This is a genomic window from Luteolibacter sp. LG18, assembly GCF_036322585.1.
Taxonomy (GTDB): Bacteria; Verrucomicrobiota; Verrucomicrobiia; order Verrucomicrobiales; family Akkermansiaceae; genus Luteolibacter.
In genome coordinates this window covers 754,219-769,507 of sequence record NZ_AP024600.1, presented here as the reverse complement: position 1 = coordinate 769,507, position 15,289 = coordinate 754,219, and the positions used below count along the sequence as shown (strand labels likewise).

10 protein-coding genes are annotated in these 15,289 nt (G+C 65.1%); 5 read left to right on the top strand and 5 right to left on the bottom strand.

Annotation, left to right across the window (positions count from 1 at the left end; genetic code table 11):
- Window positions 1-274 precede the first annotated feature (274 nt).
- Both llg_RS03160 and llg_RS03155 read left to right on the top strand, forming a co-directional pair.
- Window positions 275-3,739, top strand: a complete 3,465-nt coding sequence (locus llg_RS03160) for a translocation/assembly module TamB domain-containing protein (RefSeq protein ID WP_338288109.1) — start codon at window positions 275-277, stop codon at window positions 3,737-3,739.
- Window positions 3,736-5,811: a BamA/TamA family outer membrane protein gene (locus llg_RS03155; protein ID WP_338288108.1), complete on the top strand. Its 2,076-nt coding sequence runs from the start codon at window positions 3,736-3,738 to the stop codon at window positions 5,809-5,811. Before llg_RS03160 ends, llg_RS03155 begins: the two co-directional genes overlap by 4 nt.
- Before the next feature lie 161 nt (window positions 5,812-5,972).
- On the opposite strand, the gene llg_RS03150 is transcribed toward llg_RS03155, so the two are convergent.
- Both llg_RS03150 and llg_RS03145 read right to left on the bottom strand, forming a co-directional pair.
- Window positions 5,973-6,629 carry an EcsC family protein gene (locus llg_RS03150; protein ID WP_338288107.1) on the bottom strand — a complete coding sequence of 219 codons (657 nt, stop codon included), beginning with the start codon at window positions 6,627-6,629 and terminating at the stop codon, window positions 5,973-5,975.
- 449 nt (window positions 6,630-7,078) lie between these two features.
- Window positions 7,079-9,616 (bottom strand): DUF3516 domain-containing protein, encoded by a 2,538-nt coding sequence (locus llg_RS03145; protein WP_338288106.1) that lies wholly within the window; start codon window positions 9,614-9,616, stop codon window positions 7,079-7,081.
- 203 nt (window positions 9,617-9,819) lie between these two features.
- Here llg_RS03145 and llg_RS03140 point away from each other — a divergent pair, with 203 nt between their 5' ends.
- On the top strand, window positions 9,820-9,960 hold the full coding sequence (locus tag llg_RS03140) for a hypothetical protein (RefSeq protein WP_338288105.1): 141 nt from the start codon (window positions 9,820-9,822) through the stop codon (window positions 9,958-9,960).
- Window positions 9,961-10,003: 43 nt separating this feature from the next.
- On the opposite strand, the gene llg_RS03135 is transcribed toward llg_RS03140, so the two are convergent.
- Window positions 10,004-11,038, bottom strand: coding sequence for a fatty acid desaturase (locus llg_RS03135; RefSeq protein WP_338288104.1), 1,035 nt, complete (start codon window positions 11,036-11,038; stop codon window positions 10,004-10,006).
- Window positions 11,039-11,175: 137 nt separating this feature from the next.
- Here llg_RS03135 and llg_RS03130 point away from each other — a divergent pair, with 137 nt between their 5' ends.
- Together llg_RS03130 and llg_RS03125 are read left to right on the top strand one after the other, a co-directional pair.
- Window positions 11,176-12,816 (top strand): peptide chain release factor 3, encoded by a 1,641-nt coding sequence (locus tag llg_RS03130; protein ID WP_338288103.1) that lies wholly within the window; start codon window positions 11,176-11,178, stop codon window positions 12,814-12,816.
- A 37-nt stretch (window positions 12,817-12,853) separates the two neighbouring features.
- A complete protein-coding gene (locus tag llg_RS03125) occupies window positions 12,854-13,936 on the top strand; it encodes a serine hydrolase domain-containing protein (protein WP_338288102.1) in 1,083 nt (360 codons plus the stop codon).
- A gap of 33 nt (window positions 13,937-13,969) precedes the next feature.
- Here llg_RS03125 and llg_RS03120 read toward each other — a convergent pair whose 3' ends face one another.
- Together llg_RS03120 and llg_RS03115 are read right to left on the bottom strand one after the other, a co-directional pair.
- A complete protein-coding gene (locus tag llg_RS03120; protein ID WP_338288101.1) occupies window positions 13,970-14,584 on the bottom strand; it encodes a M15 family metallopeptidase in 615 nt (204 codons plus the stop codon).
- Between the two features lie 33 nt (window positions 14,585-14,617).
- The gene (locus tag llg_RS03115) at window positions 14,618-15,286 is read right to left on the bottom strand and encodes a hypothetical protein (protein ID WP_338288100.1); all 669 of its coding nucleotides are present in this window, start codon (window positions 15,284-15,286) and stop codon (window positions 14,618-14,620) included.
- Window positions 15,287-15,289: the final 3 nt, after the last annotated feature.

Here is a 15,289-nt window from a genome sequence, read left to right as displayed (position 1 = left end):
CATTCGATCCGGCGCAAGGCGCGCGGAGGCTAGCAACAGCCATCCCCGTGTCAATGAACCAGTTGCGCGTAGTACAACCGGTTTTCCGCGCGGGGTGGCGGCGGCGGTTGGAGAGCGGTTCGGAGAGATCGCCGGGCGGGAATTTCCGTTGGAGGAAGGCCACGGTGCAGGATTCCGGCGTCAGGCGGAGGCGGTGGAAGGGTGCGCATTGCAGTCCGGAATCCGTCGCTACGTCGTTGCCGCCACGGGAGTTCGCGTCCATGCTGCGCCCACGATGCCGGATCCCGATGCTGCTCCCGAGAAGCCACCGCGCAAGCGGCGGCGCTGGAAACGCTGGACGTTGCTCGTGTTGGCGCTGCTCGCGGGCATCGGCCTGGTGGTGCTGAACGGGCCCGGCTGGCGGTGGATCGCGCGGCGGGTGGCAGCCCACTATTTGCCGGAGTTGGGGCTATCCGGGGACGTGGCGTTCGCGGGCAACCTGAGTAGCGGCGAGATCGTGCTGAAGGGCGTGGACCTGAAAGGGGACGGTGCAGTGAAGTCGGTCGAGCTCGGCCAGGTGGTGCTGCGCTACCAGCCGTCCCGCGTGATCCACGGCGAGATCGAATCGGTGCGGATCGATGGTCTGCATGCCGAGCTGAATCTCGACAAGCCGTGGCCGGGGCCGAAAAAGCCGAAGGACGCGCAGTCCGACGGGCTCTCGAAACTCTCCGACACGCTGCGCACCCTACGCCAGCGGATCGTGCCGGTGCAGGCGGACATCGCCGACCTGCAGGTGATGGTGACGCGGCAGGGCCAGCCGGTGTTCGGGCTCGCGTCGATGGATCTCCAGCACACCGCGGGCGACGACCGGTTCGCGCTGAAACTCGGGCAGCTCAGTTTTTCCAACGGCCGCACGCTGCCGCCGCAGGAGACGGCGTTGGTGTGGGGGAGTGAATCGGTGGTGTTGGAAAAGGCGCTGCTGCTGCCGGGACTGACTCTGGAGGGTGTGAAGGCGAACCTGCCCGCGGGTGGCGAGCTGGCTTACGACGGGGCGATCCGCCTGAACGACGCGCGGTTGCTGGCGGCGGGCACGCTGGAGCGGGCGCAGGTGCGGCTGGCCGAGGGCACGCTCCAGGCGAAACCGGTGGGGGAGACCTTCGGCGTGAAACTGCCGGTGGATGGGACCTTGGAGACGTTCGAGGTCGAGGCGCGCGGGTTGAAGGGCGGTGTGAAGACTCTCGATGGCACGATGCGCGCGGCCTTGCGCGGGATTGCCTATCAGGACTGGCAGGTGCCGGCCCTGCGCTTGAATGGCGAGCTGAAAGGGGGAGATCTCCGTGCCGATGTGAGCGCGGAGGCCCTGGGCTCGTCGGTGACGATCGCGGCGCGGGCGGCCGTTTCCCGGGCGGCGGGCATCGTGCTCCAGAACGCGTCGGCGGACATCGCCGCGCCGAATGCCGCTGCCGTGCTCACCGAGTTGCGCGGGCGCATGAAGAACCTGAAGGAGCCGGGCGAGGTGCCAGAGTCGTCGCTCCAGGCCACCGCCACCGCGGCTTTCACGGAGGGGAAGATTTCCCGGGCGGACGCCCACGCGATCCTGACCCCGGCGCACCCGGAGGCTGTTTCAAAACTCGATGTCACCGCCGGGTGGCTGCCGCACGGGCCGGTGGACGCGCGGGTGGTGGCCGATGGCGCGCAGGTCGATGGCACGGTGGACCCCACGGCGCGGCGCTACCGCGGGCGGGCGGCGTTCACGGAGTTCACGCCGGACCGGTTGCGCGGCTGGCTGGAAGCGTTCGCGGTGCGGGTGCCGCCGCAGATGACCCTGCGTGGCACTTGGGAGGGCGAGGGCGACCTGGGGCCGAAATCTCACAAGGGCCACGCGGTGATCGCGGAGTTCACCGCGGCGAAGGCGGCCAATGGTCCGCTCACCGCCACCGGCGATCTCACCTATGATTGGCCGAGGAGCGCCGAGGCCCGCGGACTCACGTTGGTGCAGGGACCGGAGAAATTCGTCAGCAACGCGAAGCTCGCCGACCAACTTCTGACCCTCGACCAGCTCCAGTGGACCGATGGCATGGAGGTGCTGCTCGATGGCAAGGCGAGCGTGCCGGTGACCGAGAATCCCGCCGATTGGAAGGGCCTGCTCAAGCAGACGCGTCCGCTCGCCATCGACATCGAATCGCGCGAACTCCCGCTCGCGAAACTCCACCCGTTCCTGCCGCCGACCACCCGCTTTCCGGACAGCGCGCGCGGCAAGCTGGTGCTCCACGTTTCCGGCACCCCGGCCCAGCCGGTGATCGATGCCCGGGTCACGGCCCGCGACATCGGCCTGCTGTCGCAGCCAAAGGTCCCGAAGGCGGACCTGGACCTCACCTTGAAGACCGAGGGCGCGGAACTCGACGTTGCCGGCACGCTGACCACGCCGGGCTATCCGGCCGCGAACCTTTCGGCGAAGCTGCCGTTCCGCCCCGGCGTGTGGGTCGAGAATCCCGCCGTGCTCAAGGACGAGAAACTGGATGCCGCCGCGCGGATTCCGAATCTCGAACTTTCCCGCCTCGCTGCGCTGGTGCCCGGCGTGAAGTCGCTGGCCGGATCATTGAAAGGCGACCTGATCGTGGGCGGCACGCTTGGCAAGCCGGAGCCCCACGGCGTGGTGGAGCTGAAAGGCGGCGGCCTCACCTTGGTCAGCGAGGCGTTTCCGCCGTTGCAGGGGATCGGTCTGAAGGCGACTGCCACGCCCGAGGCGATCGTGCTGGAGCAGTCCGGCTTGCAGATGGATGGCGGCACCTTCGATGCCCGCGGGAAGATCGCCCTCAAGGAGGGCAAACCGGAGACCATCGACCTCACGCTGCGCGGTCGCGCGCTGCCCTTGAAGCGGGATGAGTCGATGATCGTCCGCAGCGATGTCGATCTCACCGTGCGCGGGCCGTGGCAGACGGCTGCCGTCAGTGGCAATGTCGCGATCGTCGACAGCTTGTTCTACCGGGACATCGAACTGCTGCCGATTGGCGTGCCCTTCAACCAGCCGACGCCGCCCTCGGTGCCCGCGATCGACACGGCGAAGAAAGATGCCGCGGTCGAGGCGATTCCCGAGCCGTTCCGGAACTGGCCGCTCGCGGTGAAGGTGAAGACGGCGAACGCGTTCCTGATCCGTGGCAATCTCGCCAGCGGCCAGGCGATTCTCGATGTGAATGTCGGCGGCACCCTCGGGAAGCCCGCCCCCCGCGGTCAGGCGATCATGCGGGACGTGTCCGCGAAGCTGCCGTTCAGCACGCTGCTGGTGGAGGAGGGGACCGTGGATTTCCGGCCCGATGCGCCCTTCGATCCCACGCTGAACATCCGCGGCCGTTCAATGGTGCGGCCCTACGAGGTGAACGTTTACGTCTATGGGCCGGTGTCCGATCCGAAGGTGCTGACCACCTCGAACCCGCCGATGCCGGAGAGCGAGGTGATGACCCTGCTCGCAACCGGCACCACCACCGCGGGCATCGCCGATCCGCAGGCGGCCACCACCCGCGGTGCACAGCTCCTGATCGAGGAGCTGCGGCGCGGGCGCATCCGTTTCGCGAGGCGGCTCCAGCCGTTGCTGAAGGTGCTGGACCGGGTCGATTTCCAGATCGGCGAACAGAACCGCTACTCCGGGCAGAAGTACAATTCCGCCACGATCAATCTCGACGACAACTGGCTGATCAGCGCCGGCATGGGGGAGGAAGGCCGCTCCCGGGTGATGCTGATGTATCTCGTCCGCTTCCGATGACCCGGCTTTCCACAGCGCTGCTTGTCCTGGTTCTGCTGCCCTCCCTCGCGCGTGCGGAGCAGAAGCCATCGGGACTGCGTGAGATTTTCAAAGAGATCCTCCATGGCGAGGCGGAGGTGGACCATCGCACGAAGGTCCGCATCGCGGGCACTACAACCATGTCGGAGGGTGACGCGCTTTCCTTGATCGGGGATCGGCTGGAGCACGTCCACCGCCAGGCCCCGAGCGCCTCACGCGCGAGCGATGCCGCGTTCATGACCCGCCAGTTGTTCCGGAACCAGGGCTTCAACCAGTGCGAGGTGACTTGGAAGATCACCGGGCCCGCCTCGATCCAGCTCATCGTGAATGAAGGGCCGCGCCAGCAACTGGGCGAGGTGAAGGTGCTCGGTGTCGACAAGGACACGGCGAAGCGGCTCTCGAAACTCTACGCGGTGCCCGCGGAAAAGCGGCGCTTCGGCGCGGGCCAGCGTCCTCCGTTCCGGGAGTCGGACATCGACGAAGGGCTCGCGCTGGTGATCGAGGATTTCCATTCCCGCGGCTACTGGGCGGCCACCGCCACCGTGCGGAACCGCGAGTTCAATCCGAAACAGGGCGGCCGGATCGACATCTTGATCGATACCAATCCCGGGCCGCTGCACACGATCGCCGCGCCCACCATCGAGGGCGCGGGCGGCAATCGCGACGGCGTGGCGCGCGAGGCCGCCGCCTTCACCGGGCTGCCCGCGGACACCGCGAACGTCAATGGCCTGCGCGCCGCCATCGAGACCTATTACCGGAAGCGCGGTTTCGCCAACGCGAAGGTGCTGATGACCAGCACGCTCGCGGGCGGGAAATTCGTGCCCGGCCTGATCATCGAGGAGGGGAAAAGCTATCAGCTCGGCCACATCGCCATCGAGGGTCTTTCCAAGACCAAGCCGTGGCGCATCCGCCAGCGGATCGCGAACTTGGAAGGGAAGACACTCGATGAAACGGTAATGGAAAAGCGGCTGCGCGGGATGATGGCCACCGGGGCCTTCGAGACCGTGCGGCTGGAGCGCCACCCGCGCGAGGATGGGGTGATGGACGCCACCCTGCATTTCGAGGAAGGCGATGCGCGCGGCTACACGCTGTCCGCGGGCCTGGGCAGCTACGAGGGACCGATCGCCGGGGTGGCCTATTACGACCGGAATTTCCTCGGACGGCTCTACAATTTCAGCAGCGGTTTCGAGGTCTCCGCCCGCTCGATCCTCGGCGAGGTGTCGCTCACCGATCCCTGGCTGTGGGGCACGGATGCGAGCGGCACGGCGCGCTTGTTCCTGCTTACGCATGACAACGAGGGCTACAGCACCTGGAAGGCCGGGCTGGAAGGCAGTGTGATCTGGCCGGTGACGCCCCACTACACGGTCGATGGCCGCGTCGGCTGGGGCTTCGTGAACACCAACAGCGAGGACATTCCCGGCACCCTGCTGGGTGAAACGGTCTATCAAAACCCCTACGTCCGCCTGAACCAGCGGCTGGATTACCGCGATAGCGCGGTGTTGCCTACCAAGGGCTGGAAGGTCGAGATGCCGATCGAGTTCGGCTCCGCGATCGGGCAGGTGTCAACGATCTACACGAAGGCGGAGCTTTCCGCGGCCTGGTATCACCCGGTCGGGAAAAAGGGCCAGGTGGCGCTCGCGGCGCGCAGCGGGGTGATCGCGGCCAGCGGCGAGGATTTCGATCTACCCATCGACATGCGCTTCTTCCTCGGCGGCGCGAACACCGTGCGCAGCTACGCCGAGCGCGAAATGGGCCCGCATTCCCGCACCGGTTATCCGATCGGAGGCGAGGCCTATTGGGTGACGAACGCCGAATACATCCACAGCCTCGCGGGCTCGCTGAAGCTGGTGGGCTTCATCGACGCCGGTTCTCTTTCCCAGCGCGGTGCCGGCTCGGGCAATTCGTCCGACCCCAATCCGGATGTCGCGGCCGGCCTGGGGATCCGCTTCGACCTGCCGGTGGGGCCGGTCCGTTTCGAATACGGTCACAACCTCACGCAGGATCCAGGCGAGCCGTCGGGTGCCTGGCATTTCTCCATCGGCACGACGTTCTGAGCGCGGGATGTACACGATCCAACGCCGTGGCACCCTCGAAAAGAACCACGGCGTTGGGAGCATCGTACCCAATAAAAGCTGGTTCCGGTGGCGTCCAACGCCATGCCGGAGTGACAGCTTTATAGCCCATTTCGGAAATTGCGGGCAATAACCCGAATGGGCTATTCGGCGGGGGTGGCAGGGCCCGCACCAATGGGCAGCGGCGGTGGTCCCTTGGGTGGCTCCTCCTCGGTCTCGATCTCGCTTTCGAACAGCTCGATGGCGGTTTTCGCCACCTGCGCGGTGTCATAGTAGGCGTAGGCTCCCACGCCGAGCGCGCCGATCACCGGCATCCATCGGGCCACGCCCTTGCCCACCGCGTGCTGGGTGACCTTGAGGCCGACCTTCTTCGCGACGGTTTCCAGCACCCGCGTGGACACCTTCCGCACCAAGTAGCGTTCGCCGACCCGCACCACCAGATCCCGCACCGCCTGCGCCGCGGCGTGGCGGAACAGGCAGTAGATCATCTGCTCGCGGGAAAGCGCGGTTTGCTTGCCGTAGGCGCCGGCGATATCGGCGACCATCTGGCCTTGGATTTTCCAGACCGTGGCCAGTTCGGGGAGGATGGTGAGCCAGCCGAGCGGTCCCGGTGGCAGGGCGAAGGCCCCGGCCGCGGTTGCCGCTTTCACGGCCGCGCCGTTGGCGATGGTGCGGGCGCACTGCGCCGGGGTGCGGCTTTCGGTCAATTCGGTTTCCGGCACCTTGCCGAGGAAATGGAGGATCGCCTCGGCGATGCGATTGCCGGGGGATTCGTGTGGGTCCGCAGGTGGATGGTCCATCGGGTGCGGGAGGGTAGCACGGTTTCCGGGGAACGCTTTGGAAAACGGGAAATCTCAACTGGACCGCGGACTTCAGTCCGCTCGGATCGGTGCCCCTGACGAAGGGGGACGCCACAAATCCCCCTCCCCCCGAAGGGGATTTCTTCAATCAGTATAATCAGCGTAATCAGTGGTTTCCTTTTCGGAGTCCAAGAGACGCTCTTCTTCGTGGAAAGCTCTCTCTTTAAAAGGGAAAGGATGACCACTGATTACGCTGATTATACTGATTGGAAGAGAAGACTTCCGGAGTGGCTCCTGCCTATGAGGTTTTTGTCGACAGTCTCAGTTCGCCTCTGAATCCCTCCGTCCATGACGGGAAAGGAGTCCAATATCCATCGAGCTTCGCCTGCGAAGGCCGGACTGAAGTCCGCGGTCCAGTTGAAGCTGCTCCCTGTGGTCAGCCGCTTCTCTCACGCGGTCGGCGCGATCGACTCCAGCGTGAGCACCGGCCGCGCCTCGGCATCGCTGCGGTCGAGATCGACGCTGAAGGTGACGGTCCAGTCGTTGCTCTCCTCGGGGTCGACCACGGTCTGGTGCACGGTCCAGCGGCGCGGTTGCTCGCTGTCGATGTGGGTGTGCTTGATGTTGCGGGCCTCGGGGTCGAGGCGGATGCGCTCGTGGTCCTCGTGGTAGTGGTCGAGGAGATCGAGGAGCCGGTCGCGGGTCCAGGCGGTGCCGTCCGCGTCGTTCGGCTCGATCTGTTCCAGCACGGCTTCGGCGTGATCCGCGGCGAGCGACTTGATGATCGAGAAGACGGCATTCCGCAGCGCCCGGGTGAAGGCGGCGCGGTTGCGGGTGAAGGGCACGGCGCGGCGCTCGGCCACCGGTTTCTCCGCCTCGGGAACATAGTCCGGGTTCCGCAGTTTCTCCCACTCGTCGAGCAGGCTGGAGTCCACGCTGCGCAGGATGTCCTCGAGGAATTGCTCGGCCTCGACCAGTTCCTCGGTTTTCGCCGCGGGCGGCACGGTCTGCATGAGCACCTTGTAGACCTCGGAAAGGTGGCGCAGCAGCACGGCTTCGCTTTTCTCCAGGCCGTAGGTCTTCACGTAGTCCTCGAACGACTGCCAGTTCTCGAACATCTCACGGGCGATCGACTTCGGCCGGACGTTGCCCTCCGCCATCCACGGGCGGCCGGCGACGAACGAGTTGAAGGTGTCGTAGATGAAATCCTTGCCGGGCTTCGGCCACTCGACTTCCTCGAGCAGGGCCATCCGGGCCTCGTATTCCACGCCCTCGTTCTTGAGCTGCGCCACGAGTTCGCCGCGCAGCTGCTCGACCTGCTTGCGTAGCACGATCTCGGGATTCTCCAGGATCGACTCGACCAGCGAGAGCACGTTCATCGCGTATTCCGGCGACTCGCGGTCGAGCTGCGGGATGGTGTCGATCAGCCACAGGCCGAGCGCCTGGTTCATCGAGAAATCCTCCTGGAGCTCGACGTTCAGGCCGACCTTGGCCGGGCCGGTGCGTTCGGCGGGCGGGATGATGCGGAGGATTTTCCCTTCCACCAGGCCGCGGAAAAGCTGCATCGCGCGGCGCTTGAGCGCCTTCCGTTTCGCGGGCGGCTCGTGGCTGTCCGCGATGATCTTCTTCAGCGCCGCGCAGCCGTCCTCGTCCTGGCGGCCGAGCACATTGAGCAGCATGCCGTGATGGACGGTGAAGCTGGAGACGAGCTTTTCCGGCGGGGAATCGAGGAGCTTGCGGAAGGTCTTCTCGTCCCACGCCACGTAGCCCTTCTCCGGCGGCTTGCGCTTCACGAAGCTCTTCTTGCCGGACTTCGCGGCCTTTTGTTCGAGGCGGAGGTTTTCGATGACGTGCTCCGGGGCCTGGGCGACCACGTAGCCGACGTTGTCATAGCCGCGGCGACCGGCACGGCCGCAGATCTGTTTGAAATCGCGCACCGCCAGGGTCTTGGTGCCGTTGCCGTCGTACTTGCAGAGCTGGGTGAAAACCACGGTGCGGATCGGCACGTTTACGCCCACACCGAGGGTGTCGGTGCCGCAGATCACCTTGAGCAGCCCGCGCTGGGTGAGCTTCTCGACGAGGATGCGGTACTTTGGCAGCAGCCCGGCGTGGTGGATGCCGATGCCGTGGCGCAGCAGCTTGCTGACCTCCTTGCCATAGGGGCTGCGGAAGTTCGCGTCGTGCAGGGCCTCGGCGATCTGCTGCTTTTCCTCCTTCGTGCAGAAATTCGAGCTGAGCAGGTTCTGCGCGCTGCGGGCGCAGGCGAGCTGGGTGAAGTGGACGAGATAGACGGGAGCCTTCCCGGCCTCCACCAGCTCGATCACCTGTTCCTCCATCGGCGTCTCGCTGTAGTCGAACTGCAGCGGCACCGGGCGGTCCTCGCTCTTGATCAGCACGGTTTTCGTACCGGTGAGATTGGTCAGTGTTTCCTCGAAGAACACGGTCTCGCCGAGCGTGGCGGACATCAGCAGGAAGCGCGCCTGCGGCAACGTGAGCAGCGGCACCTGCCAGGCCACGCCGCGGGACGAGTCCGAGTAATAGTGGAACTCGTCCATGATCACATCGTCCACCTGGGCGCGCATGCCCTCGCGCAGCGCGAGGTTCGCGAGGATCTCGGCGGTACAGCAGATGACCGGTGCGCCGGGATTCACGGTGGCGTCCCCGGTGATCATGCCGACTTTCTCCGGGCCGAAGATCTGGCACAGCGAGAGGAATTTCTCATTCGCCAGCGCCTTGATCGGCACGGTGTAGAACGAGCGGCGGTTCTGGCAGATCGCCTTGAAATGGAGGGCCAGCGCCACCAGCGATTTCCCGGAACCGGTGGGCGTGTTCAGGATGACGTTGTTGCCATCGAACAACTCCAGGATGGCTTCCTCCTGGTGGCCATAGGGCTCGATCCCGGCCTCGACGAGGTATTCGAGGAAGGCATTGAGGATCTCATCCGACGAGGAGGGATCGGTGATGGAGCTGGGATCGAGGACTGCCATGCGCGGACGGCACGCTGAAGGGGCGGCGCGGAAATGGAAAGCGGCGATGCCCGCCGTGATCTTGCGTTCTGCATCGCGGGCCTCGGGAATGCGGCATTCGGCGCAATCCGCAATTCTTTCCCGGTTTGCAACTATCTGGAAATCAGTCGGATTGTCGGCGGCATGAGGCGTGCGAATGGAATCCCGAGATCCATTCCATCCTCATGAAAACGCCTCCCCATCCCACCCAACGTCCCGGATTCTGGAACTTCGCCGCCGGCAAAGTCGGCTGGGCTCTCCTTTGGCTGCTCGGCGTGCCGCTGCCGGTGCTTCTGATCCTCTACGTGCTCAAGGGTTGCCATTAAAAGCGTCCGCCTGTGGAGGCGTCCGGCCATCTCGGATCGGAACTCACGAGGCCATCGCCTCGCGATAGCTCACCATCCTCCGCTTTTCCGGATCCCAAAGATTCACGTGGAAGCAGCCGGAGATCTCAGAGGGGCGGAGCCGGGTGGTCATCGGGTGCTGGAACTCGGGAATCGCCCGCATGGCCTCCCGCAGGCGGTAGAATGGGATGGTGCAATTGATATGGTGCACGTGGTGGTAGCCAATGCACCCCGTGAACCACTCGATAATCCGACCGGTCTTGAGGTAGCTGGCGGTTTCCATCGCCGCATCGAACAGGTCCCATTCATCGGGAACGAACACCCTCACGCCCGGGAAGCTGTGCTGGATGTAGAAGAGGTAGGCCCCGATGGCCCCGGCGATCCAAACGGGCAGAAGGTAGGAGTGGAGCATCACGCTCCAGCCAAACGCCCGCCACAATCCGCCGATGAGCGTCACGTGGGCGAGGAAAACCAAGGCGGAGGGCCAGTGCTTGCGCGGATTCCGGAACAATGAGCCGAGACAGATGTTGCCGAGGAAGACGGAGAAGTAGGCGCAGCAGATCGTCACCGGGTGGCGGCTGAGGGCATAGAGGAAGCGTTGGAGAGGAGTGGCGCGCCGCCATTCCTGGACGCTGAGCATGGGGAAGGCTCCGATGTCGGTGATGATCACCGGCGCGGTGTCGTTGCCGGGCGCGCCGATCCGGCCGACGTGGGCGTGGTGAAAATTATGGCTTTCCCGCCACGACCGCGGGGGCACCAGCAAGAGGGCCCCCACCCCGTATAGGAGAATCCGGGCGAGGCGGGAATGGACGAGGATCGAGCCGTGCAGGAAATCGTGGAACAAAATGAACGAACGAACCATCAGCAGGGAGCCCAGCAGGGAAAGGAGAAGCCGCCACGGCCAATCCGTGACCAGGGCCGCCGCCACGAGGACCAGCACCAGTGGCACCAAGGTGGACGCCACCTCCCACCAGCTCCTGAGGCGGGATTCCCGGGCAAACGGCCTGGTGGCCTCGAACAATTCGTGGCCGCGCCGCGGGGGGATGGAGGGGGCATTCATCGGATGCCGGTGGGTATCCCAAGATAGCCGGAGCGGGGGAGGATCTCCAGTTCCGGCGGCCTCGGCCCCGCCTAAAGCCTCGACTCGACCGGAAATGCACCCTACTTCCGCCTGACGCCGTCCGCGTTTTCCGTCCCATGTCCGCTTCCGATGCTCCCACCGCCGCCGAATTGAAACGCGAGGTCGCCCGCCGACGTTCGTTCGCGATCATTTCCCACCCGGACGCGGGCAAGACGACCCTCACGGAAAAGTTCCTGCTCTACGGCGGCGCCCTCAACCAGGCCGGCAGCGTCACCGCGCGCAAGAACCAGCGCGCCACCACCTCCGACTGGATGGAGCTGGAAAAGCAGCGCGGCATCTCGATCAGCTCGACGGTGCTCCAGTTCGAATACAAGGGCTGCATGGTGAACATCCTGGACACCCCGGGCCACAAGGACTTCTCCGAGGACACCTACCGCGTGCTCACCGCCGTGGACGCCGCCGTGATGGTGGTGGATGCCGGTAAAGGCATCGAAAGCCAGACCCGGAAGCTCTTCGAGGTCTGCCGCCGCCGCGGGGTGCCGATCTTCACCTTCATGAACAAGCTCGACCGCCCGGCACGTCCGCCGCTCGAGCTGCTCGATGAACTGGAATCCGTGCTCGGCATCGCCGCCTATCCGCTGAACTGGCCGCTGGGCGATGGCCCGCGCTTCAAGGGTGTCTTCGACCGCGAACACGGCCAGGTCCACCTTTTCGAAAAGACCCCGGGCGGGGCCTACCGCGCCGCGGAATCGGTGAAGGACATCCACGATCCGATCGTCACCCAGACGCTGGACGAGGGCACCTACCGCCAGGTCTGCGATGAACTGGAGCTGCTGGAAGGCGCGGGCGCGGACTTCGATATTTCCGCCGTGGAGGCCGGTGAACTCACGCCGGTGTTCTTCGGTTCGGCCGCGAACAACTTCGGTGTCCAGCTCCTGCTCGACCGCTTCCTGGAACTTGCTCCCCCACCTGCCTCGCGCGAAAGCGGCGGCGGCAAGCTGATCGAACCGACCTCTCCCGAGTTCACCGCCTTCGTCTTCAAGATCCAGGCGAACATGAACCCGAAGCACCGCGACCGCGTCTCGTTCATCCGGATCGTGTCCGGGAAGTTCGAGCGCGACATGACGGTGGTCCACACCCGCACCGGCGAGCGCGTGCGCCTTTCCAACTCGCAGCGCCTGTTCGCGCAGGAACGCGAGACCGTGGACGACGCCTATGCGGGCGACGTGGCGGGCTTGGTGGGCAACCACGATTTCCTGATCGGCGACACGCTTTCCAGCGACCCGAAGGTGAGCTTCGACGAGATCCCGCGCTTCGCTCCGGAGTGCTTCGCCTACCTGCACAACCGCAGCACGGCGAAATACAAGCGCTTCCAGGCCGGTTTGGAGCAGATGCTCAAGGAAGGCGTCGTCACCGAGTTCACGCTGCTGGATGCCATCGGCATCGCCGTGCCGCTGCTCGGCGCGGTCGGCCCGCTCCAGTTCGAAGTGCTCCAGCACCGCCTCGAAAACGAATACGGCGCGGAGACCCGCCTGGAGAACGGCACCTGGAGCTTCGCCCGCTGGATGAGGCCGAAGGACCCGGAAAAGACCGGCGAGGACCTTCCCGCCCTTTCGATGGGCGTCACGCTGGCCCGCGATGTCCACGGCGCGCTGGTCGCGCTGATCCCGCACGAGTGGGCGCTGAAGACCTTCACGGACAAGAACGAGGACTGGGAGATCACCGACCAGCCGTTTCCGCCTCCGGCGAAGTCTTGATGAAGCGGCGCAGCGGTGATCGTATGTCACCGCTGCCATGATTCGTTGCATCCTCGCTCTTTGCGCCAGCCTCGCCGTGACCGCGGCGGCGGAACCGGTCGACGTTTCCGCCGATCTGGCGAAACTGATCGAAGGCGCACCGGTGCCGGGCATGGCCGCGGCGGTGGTGCTGAAGGGCGAGGTGGTCGCCTCCGGGGTGGCCGGAGTCCGCAAGCTCGATGAACCGCAGAAGGTGGGGCTCGGCGATCATTTCCACGTCGGTTCCTGCACCAAATCGATGACTGCCAGCCTCGCGGCAATGATCATCGCGGACGGCAAGATCGGTTGGGAGACGAAAGTCTCCGATGTTTTCAAGGACATCGAGATTCATCGGGACTATCGCGAGGCCACGTTGCGCCAGATGCTTTCCAACAGTGGCGGGGTTCCTCACGTATTGAAAAACCCGTCATGGGATCGGAACCAGAGCGGGCCGGAACAACGCAAGGCGCTGGTGAAAGACGTCCTCTCCGTGAAGCCGGACTACACGCCGGGGCAGGGACGCGTTTATTCCAATGGCGGATTTTCAATCGGTGGCGCGGCTCTGGAGAAGGTCACCGGGAAGGCGTGGGAGGATCTGATGAGGGACCGCCTGTTCAAGCCGCTGGGCATCACCTCCGCGGGCTTCGGGGCACCGGCCACGAATGGCAAGGTGGATCAGCCCTACGGCCATCATCTGGTGGATGGCAAACTCACCGCCGTGAATCCGCAGCCGAATGGCGACAATCCCGCGGCCATCGGTCCCGCGGGCACGGTGTGCATGTCGGTGCTCGATTTCGCGAAGTATGCCAGCTTCCATCTGGGAGATCTGAAAAAGGGCCCGCTGAGCCAGGCCCAGCTCGATGACCTGCATCGCCCGGTGCCCCCGGGAGACGACTACGCTTGTGGCTGGGGGGTGATGCAGCGCGATTGGGCGGGCGGCACCACGCTCACGCACAATGGCTCGAACACCATGTTCTTCGCGGTGATGTGGCTGTCTCCGGCGAAGGACTTTGCCGTGGTGGTCATGTGCAACAGCGGTGAAGGCGCGAAGGTGTGCGATCAGGCCGCGAGTTTGCTGATCGGTAAGTGTGCGCCAAAGTAGCCCGGGGCTCGGACGCCTGGAGGGCTGAGCCAGCTAACGTGCGACCGCCAGCTGGTCGATGCCGACATCCAGCACCGGGTAGCGCTTCCATCCCTTCAGATCGAAGTGCCACCACTCGTAGGCATATGCTTCGAAGCCGTGCCTCGTCATCACCTCCGCCAGCAGGCGTCGGTTCCCTTTCACCGCCTCCGGCAGGGCGGCATAGTCCGGATGCGCGCGGTCGGTGAAATCGTCGAAAGCCGTGCCCATCGGCAACTCCCGGCCCCTGCGATCCACCAGAGTCACATCCACCGCGGTGCCGCGGGTGTGGCGGCCGCGGTTCACGGCGGGATTCGAAACGTAGCGTTCATCGTGGATCAGATTCCACATCTTCCACTGGACCGAGAGCGGCCGGTAGCCATCGAAGATCTTCAAGCCCAGTCCGCGTGAGGCGAGATCCGACTGCACCTCCTCCAAAGCTCGCGCCGTGTCCGGATGCAGGAAGACCTTCGGCAGCGGATAGAGTTTCGTCCGCGTGAAGTTGTCCGTGGTGGCGTAGCGCACGTCCAGCACCGGTGGGCGGGGAAGGGCTTCCACATCGACCAATCGCGGTGCGCAGCTTGCGAAAAGGCCGCAGGCGGCGATCCATCTCGCATGCCGGAGTTTCATGCGGCGAACCCTACACGACCGGCCAAACAATGCCTACTTCCGATCCGCGACGAACAGCGTGTGCGTGAACCGCTTCGCCTTCGGGTAGGCCTTCGCACCCACGCACTCGACATTGCCAAAGACCTTCTCCACCGAGCGGGCGAAGTCCTTGTCCTGGTTCGCGGACCAATAAACGATGCGACCTCCCGAATGGAGAGCCGCCTTCGCCCGTTCCAGTCCGGAGCGGTTGTAAAGGCGGGCGTTGCCGCGCTGGACCAGCGGGTCTGGGCTGTTGTCCACATCGAGGAGGATGACGTGGTAACGGTCCGCGCCGGAACGGTTGAGCAATTCATTCACATCCCGCACGTGGATGATCACGCGCGGATCATCGACCAGCTTGCCATTCACCTCGCCGAGGAACTCGCGGTTCCAGGCGACGATTTCCGGCAGCAGCTCCGCCACCTCCACGATCGCATCGGCGGGGACCAGTTCGAGCACGCGCTTCAGGGTGAAACCGAAGCCGAGCCCGCCGATCAGCACGCGTGGCTTTTCCGGCAGGTGGGAGCAGGCCAGCTCCGCCATTGTCTGCTCGGAGGACGAGGCGGTGGTGCTCATGAGCTGCACGCCATCGACGCGTAGGTAGAAGTGCCCGTCATGCTCCTGCAGGACGAGCACGGAGCCGTCCTTGGTGGTGCAGGTGGCGAGGTGGCGGGTGATTTTCATACC

Bases quoted from the DNA above. Each gene is read 5' to 3' on its own strand.
- llg_RS03160 (WP_338288109.1), top strand. From the start codon at position 275: ATGCCGGATCCCGATGCTGCTCCCGAGAAGCCACCGCGCAAGCGGCGG.
- llg_RS03155 (WP_338288108.1), top strand. From the start codon at position 3,736: ATGACCCGGCTTTCCACAGCGCTGCTTGTCCTGGTTCTGCTGCCCTCC.
- llg_RS03150 (WP_338288107.1), bottom strand. From the start codon at position 6,629: ATGGACCATCCACCTGCGGACCCACACGAATCCCCCGGCAATCGCATC.
- llg_RS03145 (WP_338288106.1), bottom strand. From the start codon at position 9,616: ATGGCAGTCCTCGATCCCAGCTCCATCACCGATCCCTCCTCGTCGGAT.
- llg_RS03140 (WP_338288105.1), top strand. From the start codon at position 9,820: ATGAAAACGCCTCCCCATCCCACCCAACGTCCCGGATTCTGGAACTTC.
- llg_RS03135 (WP_338288104.1), bottom strand. From the start codon at position 11,038: ATGAATGCCCCCTCCATCCCCCCGCGGCGCGGCCACGAATTGTTCGAG.
- llg_RS03130 (WP_338288103.1), top strand. From the start codon at position 11,176: ATGTCCGCTTCCGATGCTCCCACCGCCGCCGAATTGAAACGCGAGGTC.
- llg_RS03125 (WP_338288102.1), top strand. From the start codon at position 12,854: ATGATTCGTTGCATCCTCGCTCTTTGCGCCAGCCTCGCCGTGACCGCG.
- llg_RS03120 (WP_338288101.1), bottom strand. From the start codon at position 14,584: ATGAAACTCCGGCATGCGAGATGGATCGCCGCCTGCGGCCTTTTCGCA.
- llg_RS03115 (WP_338288100.1), bottom strand. From the start codon at position 15,286: ATGAAAATCACCCGCCACCTCGCCACCTGCACCACCAAGGACGGCTCC.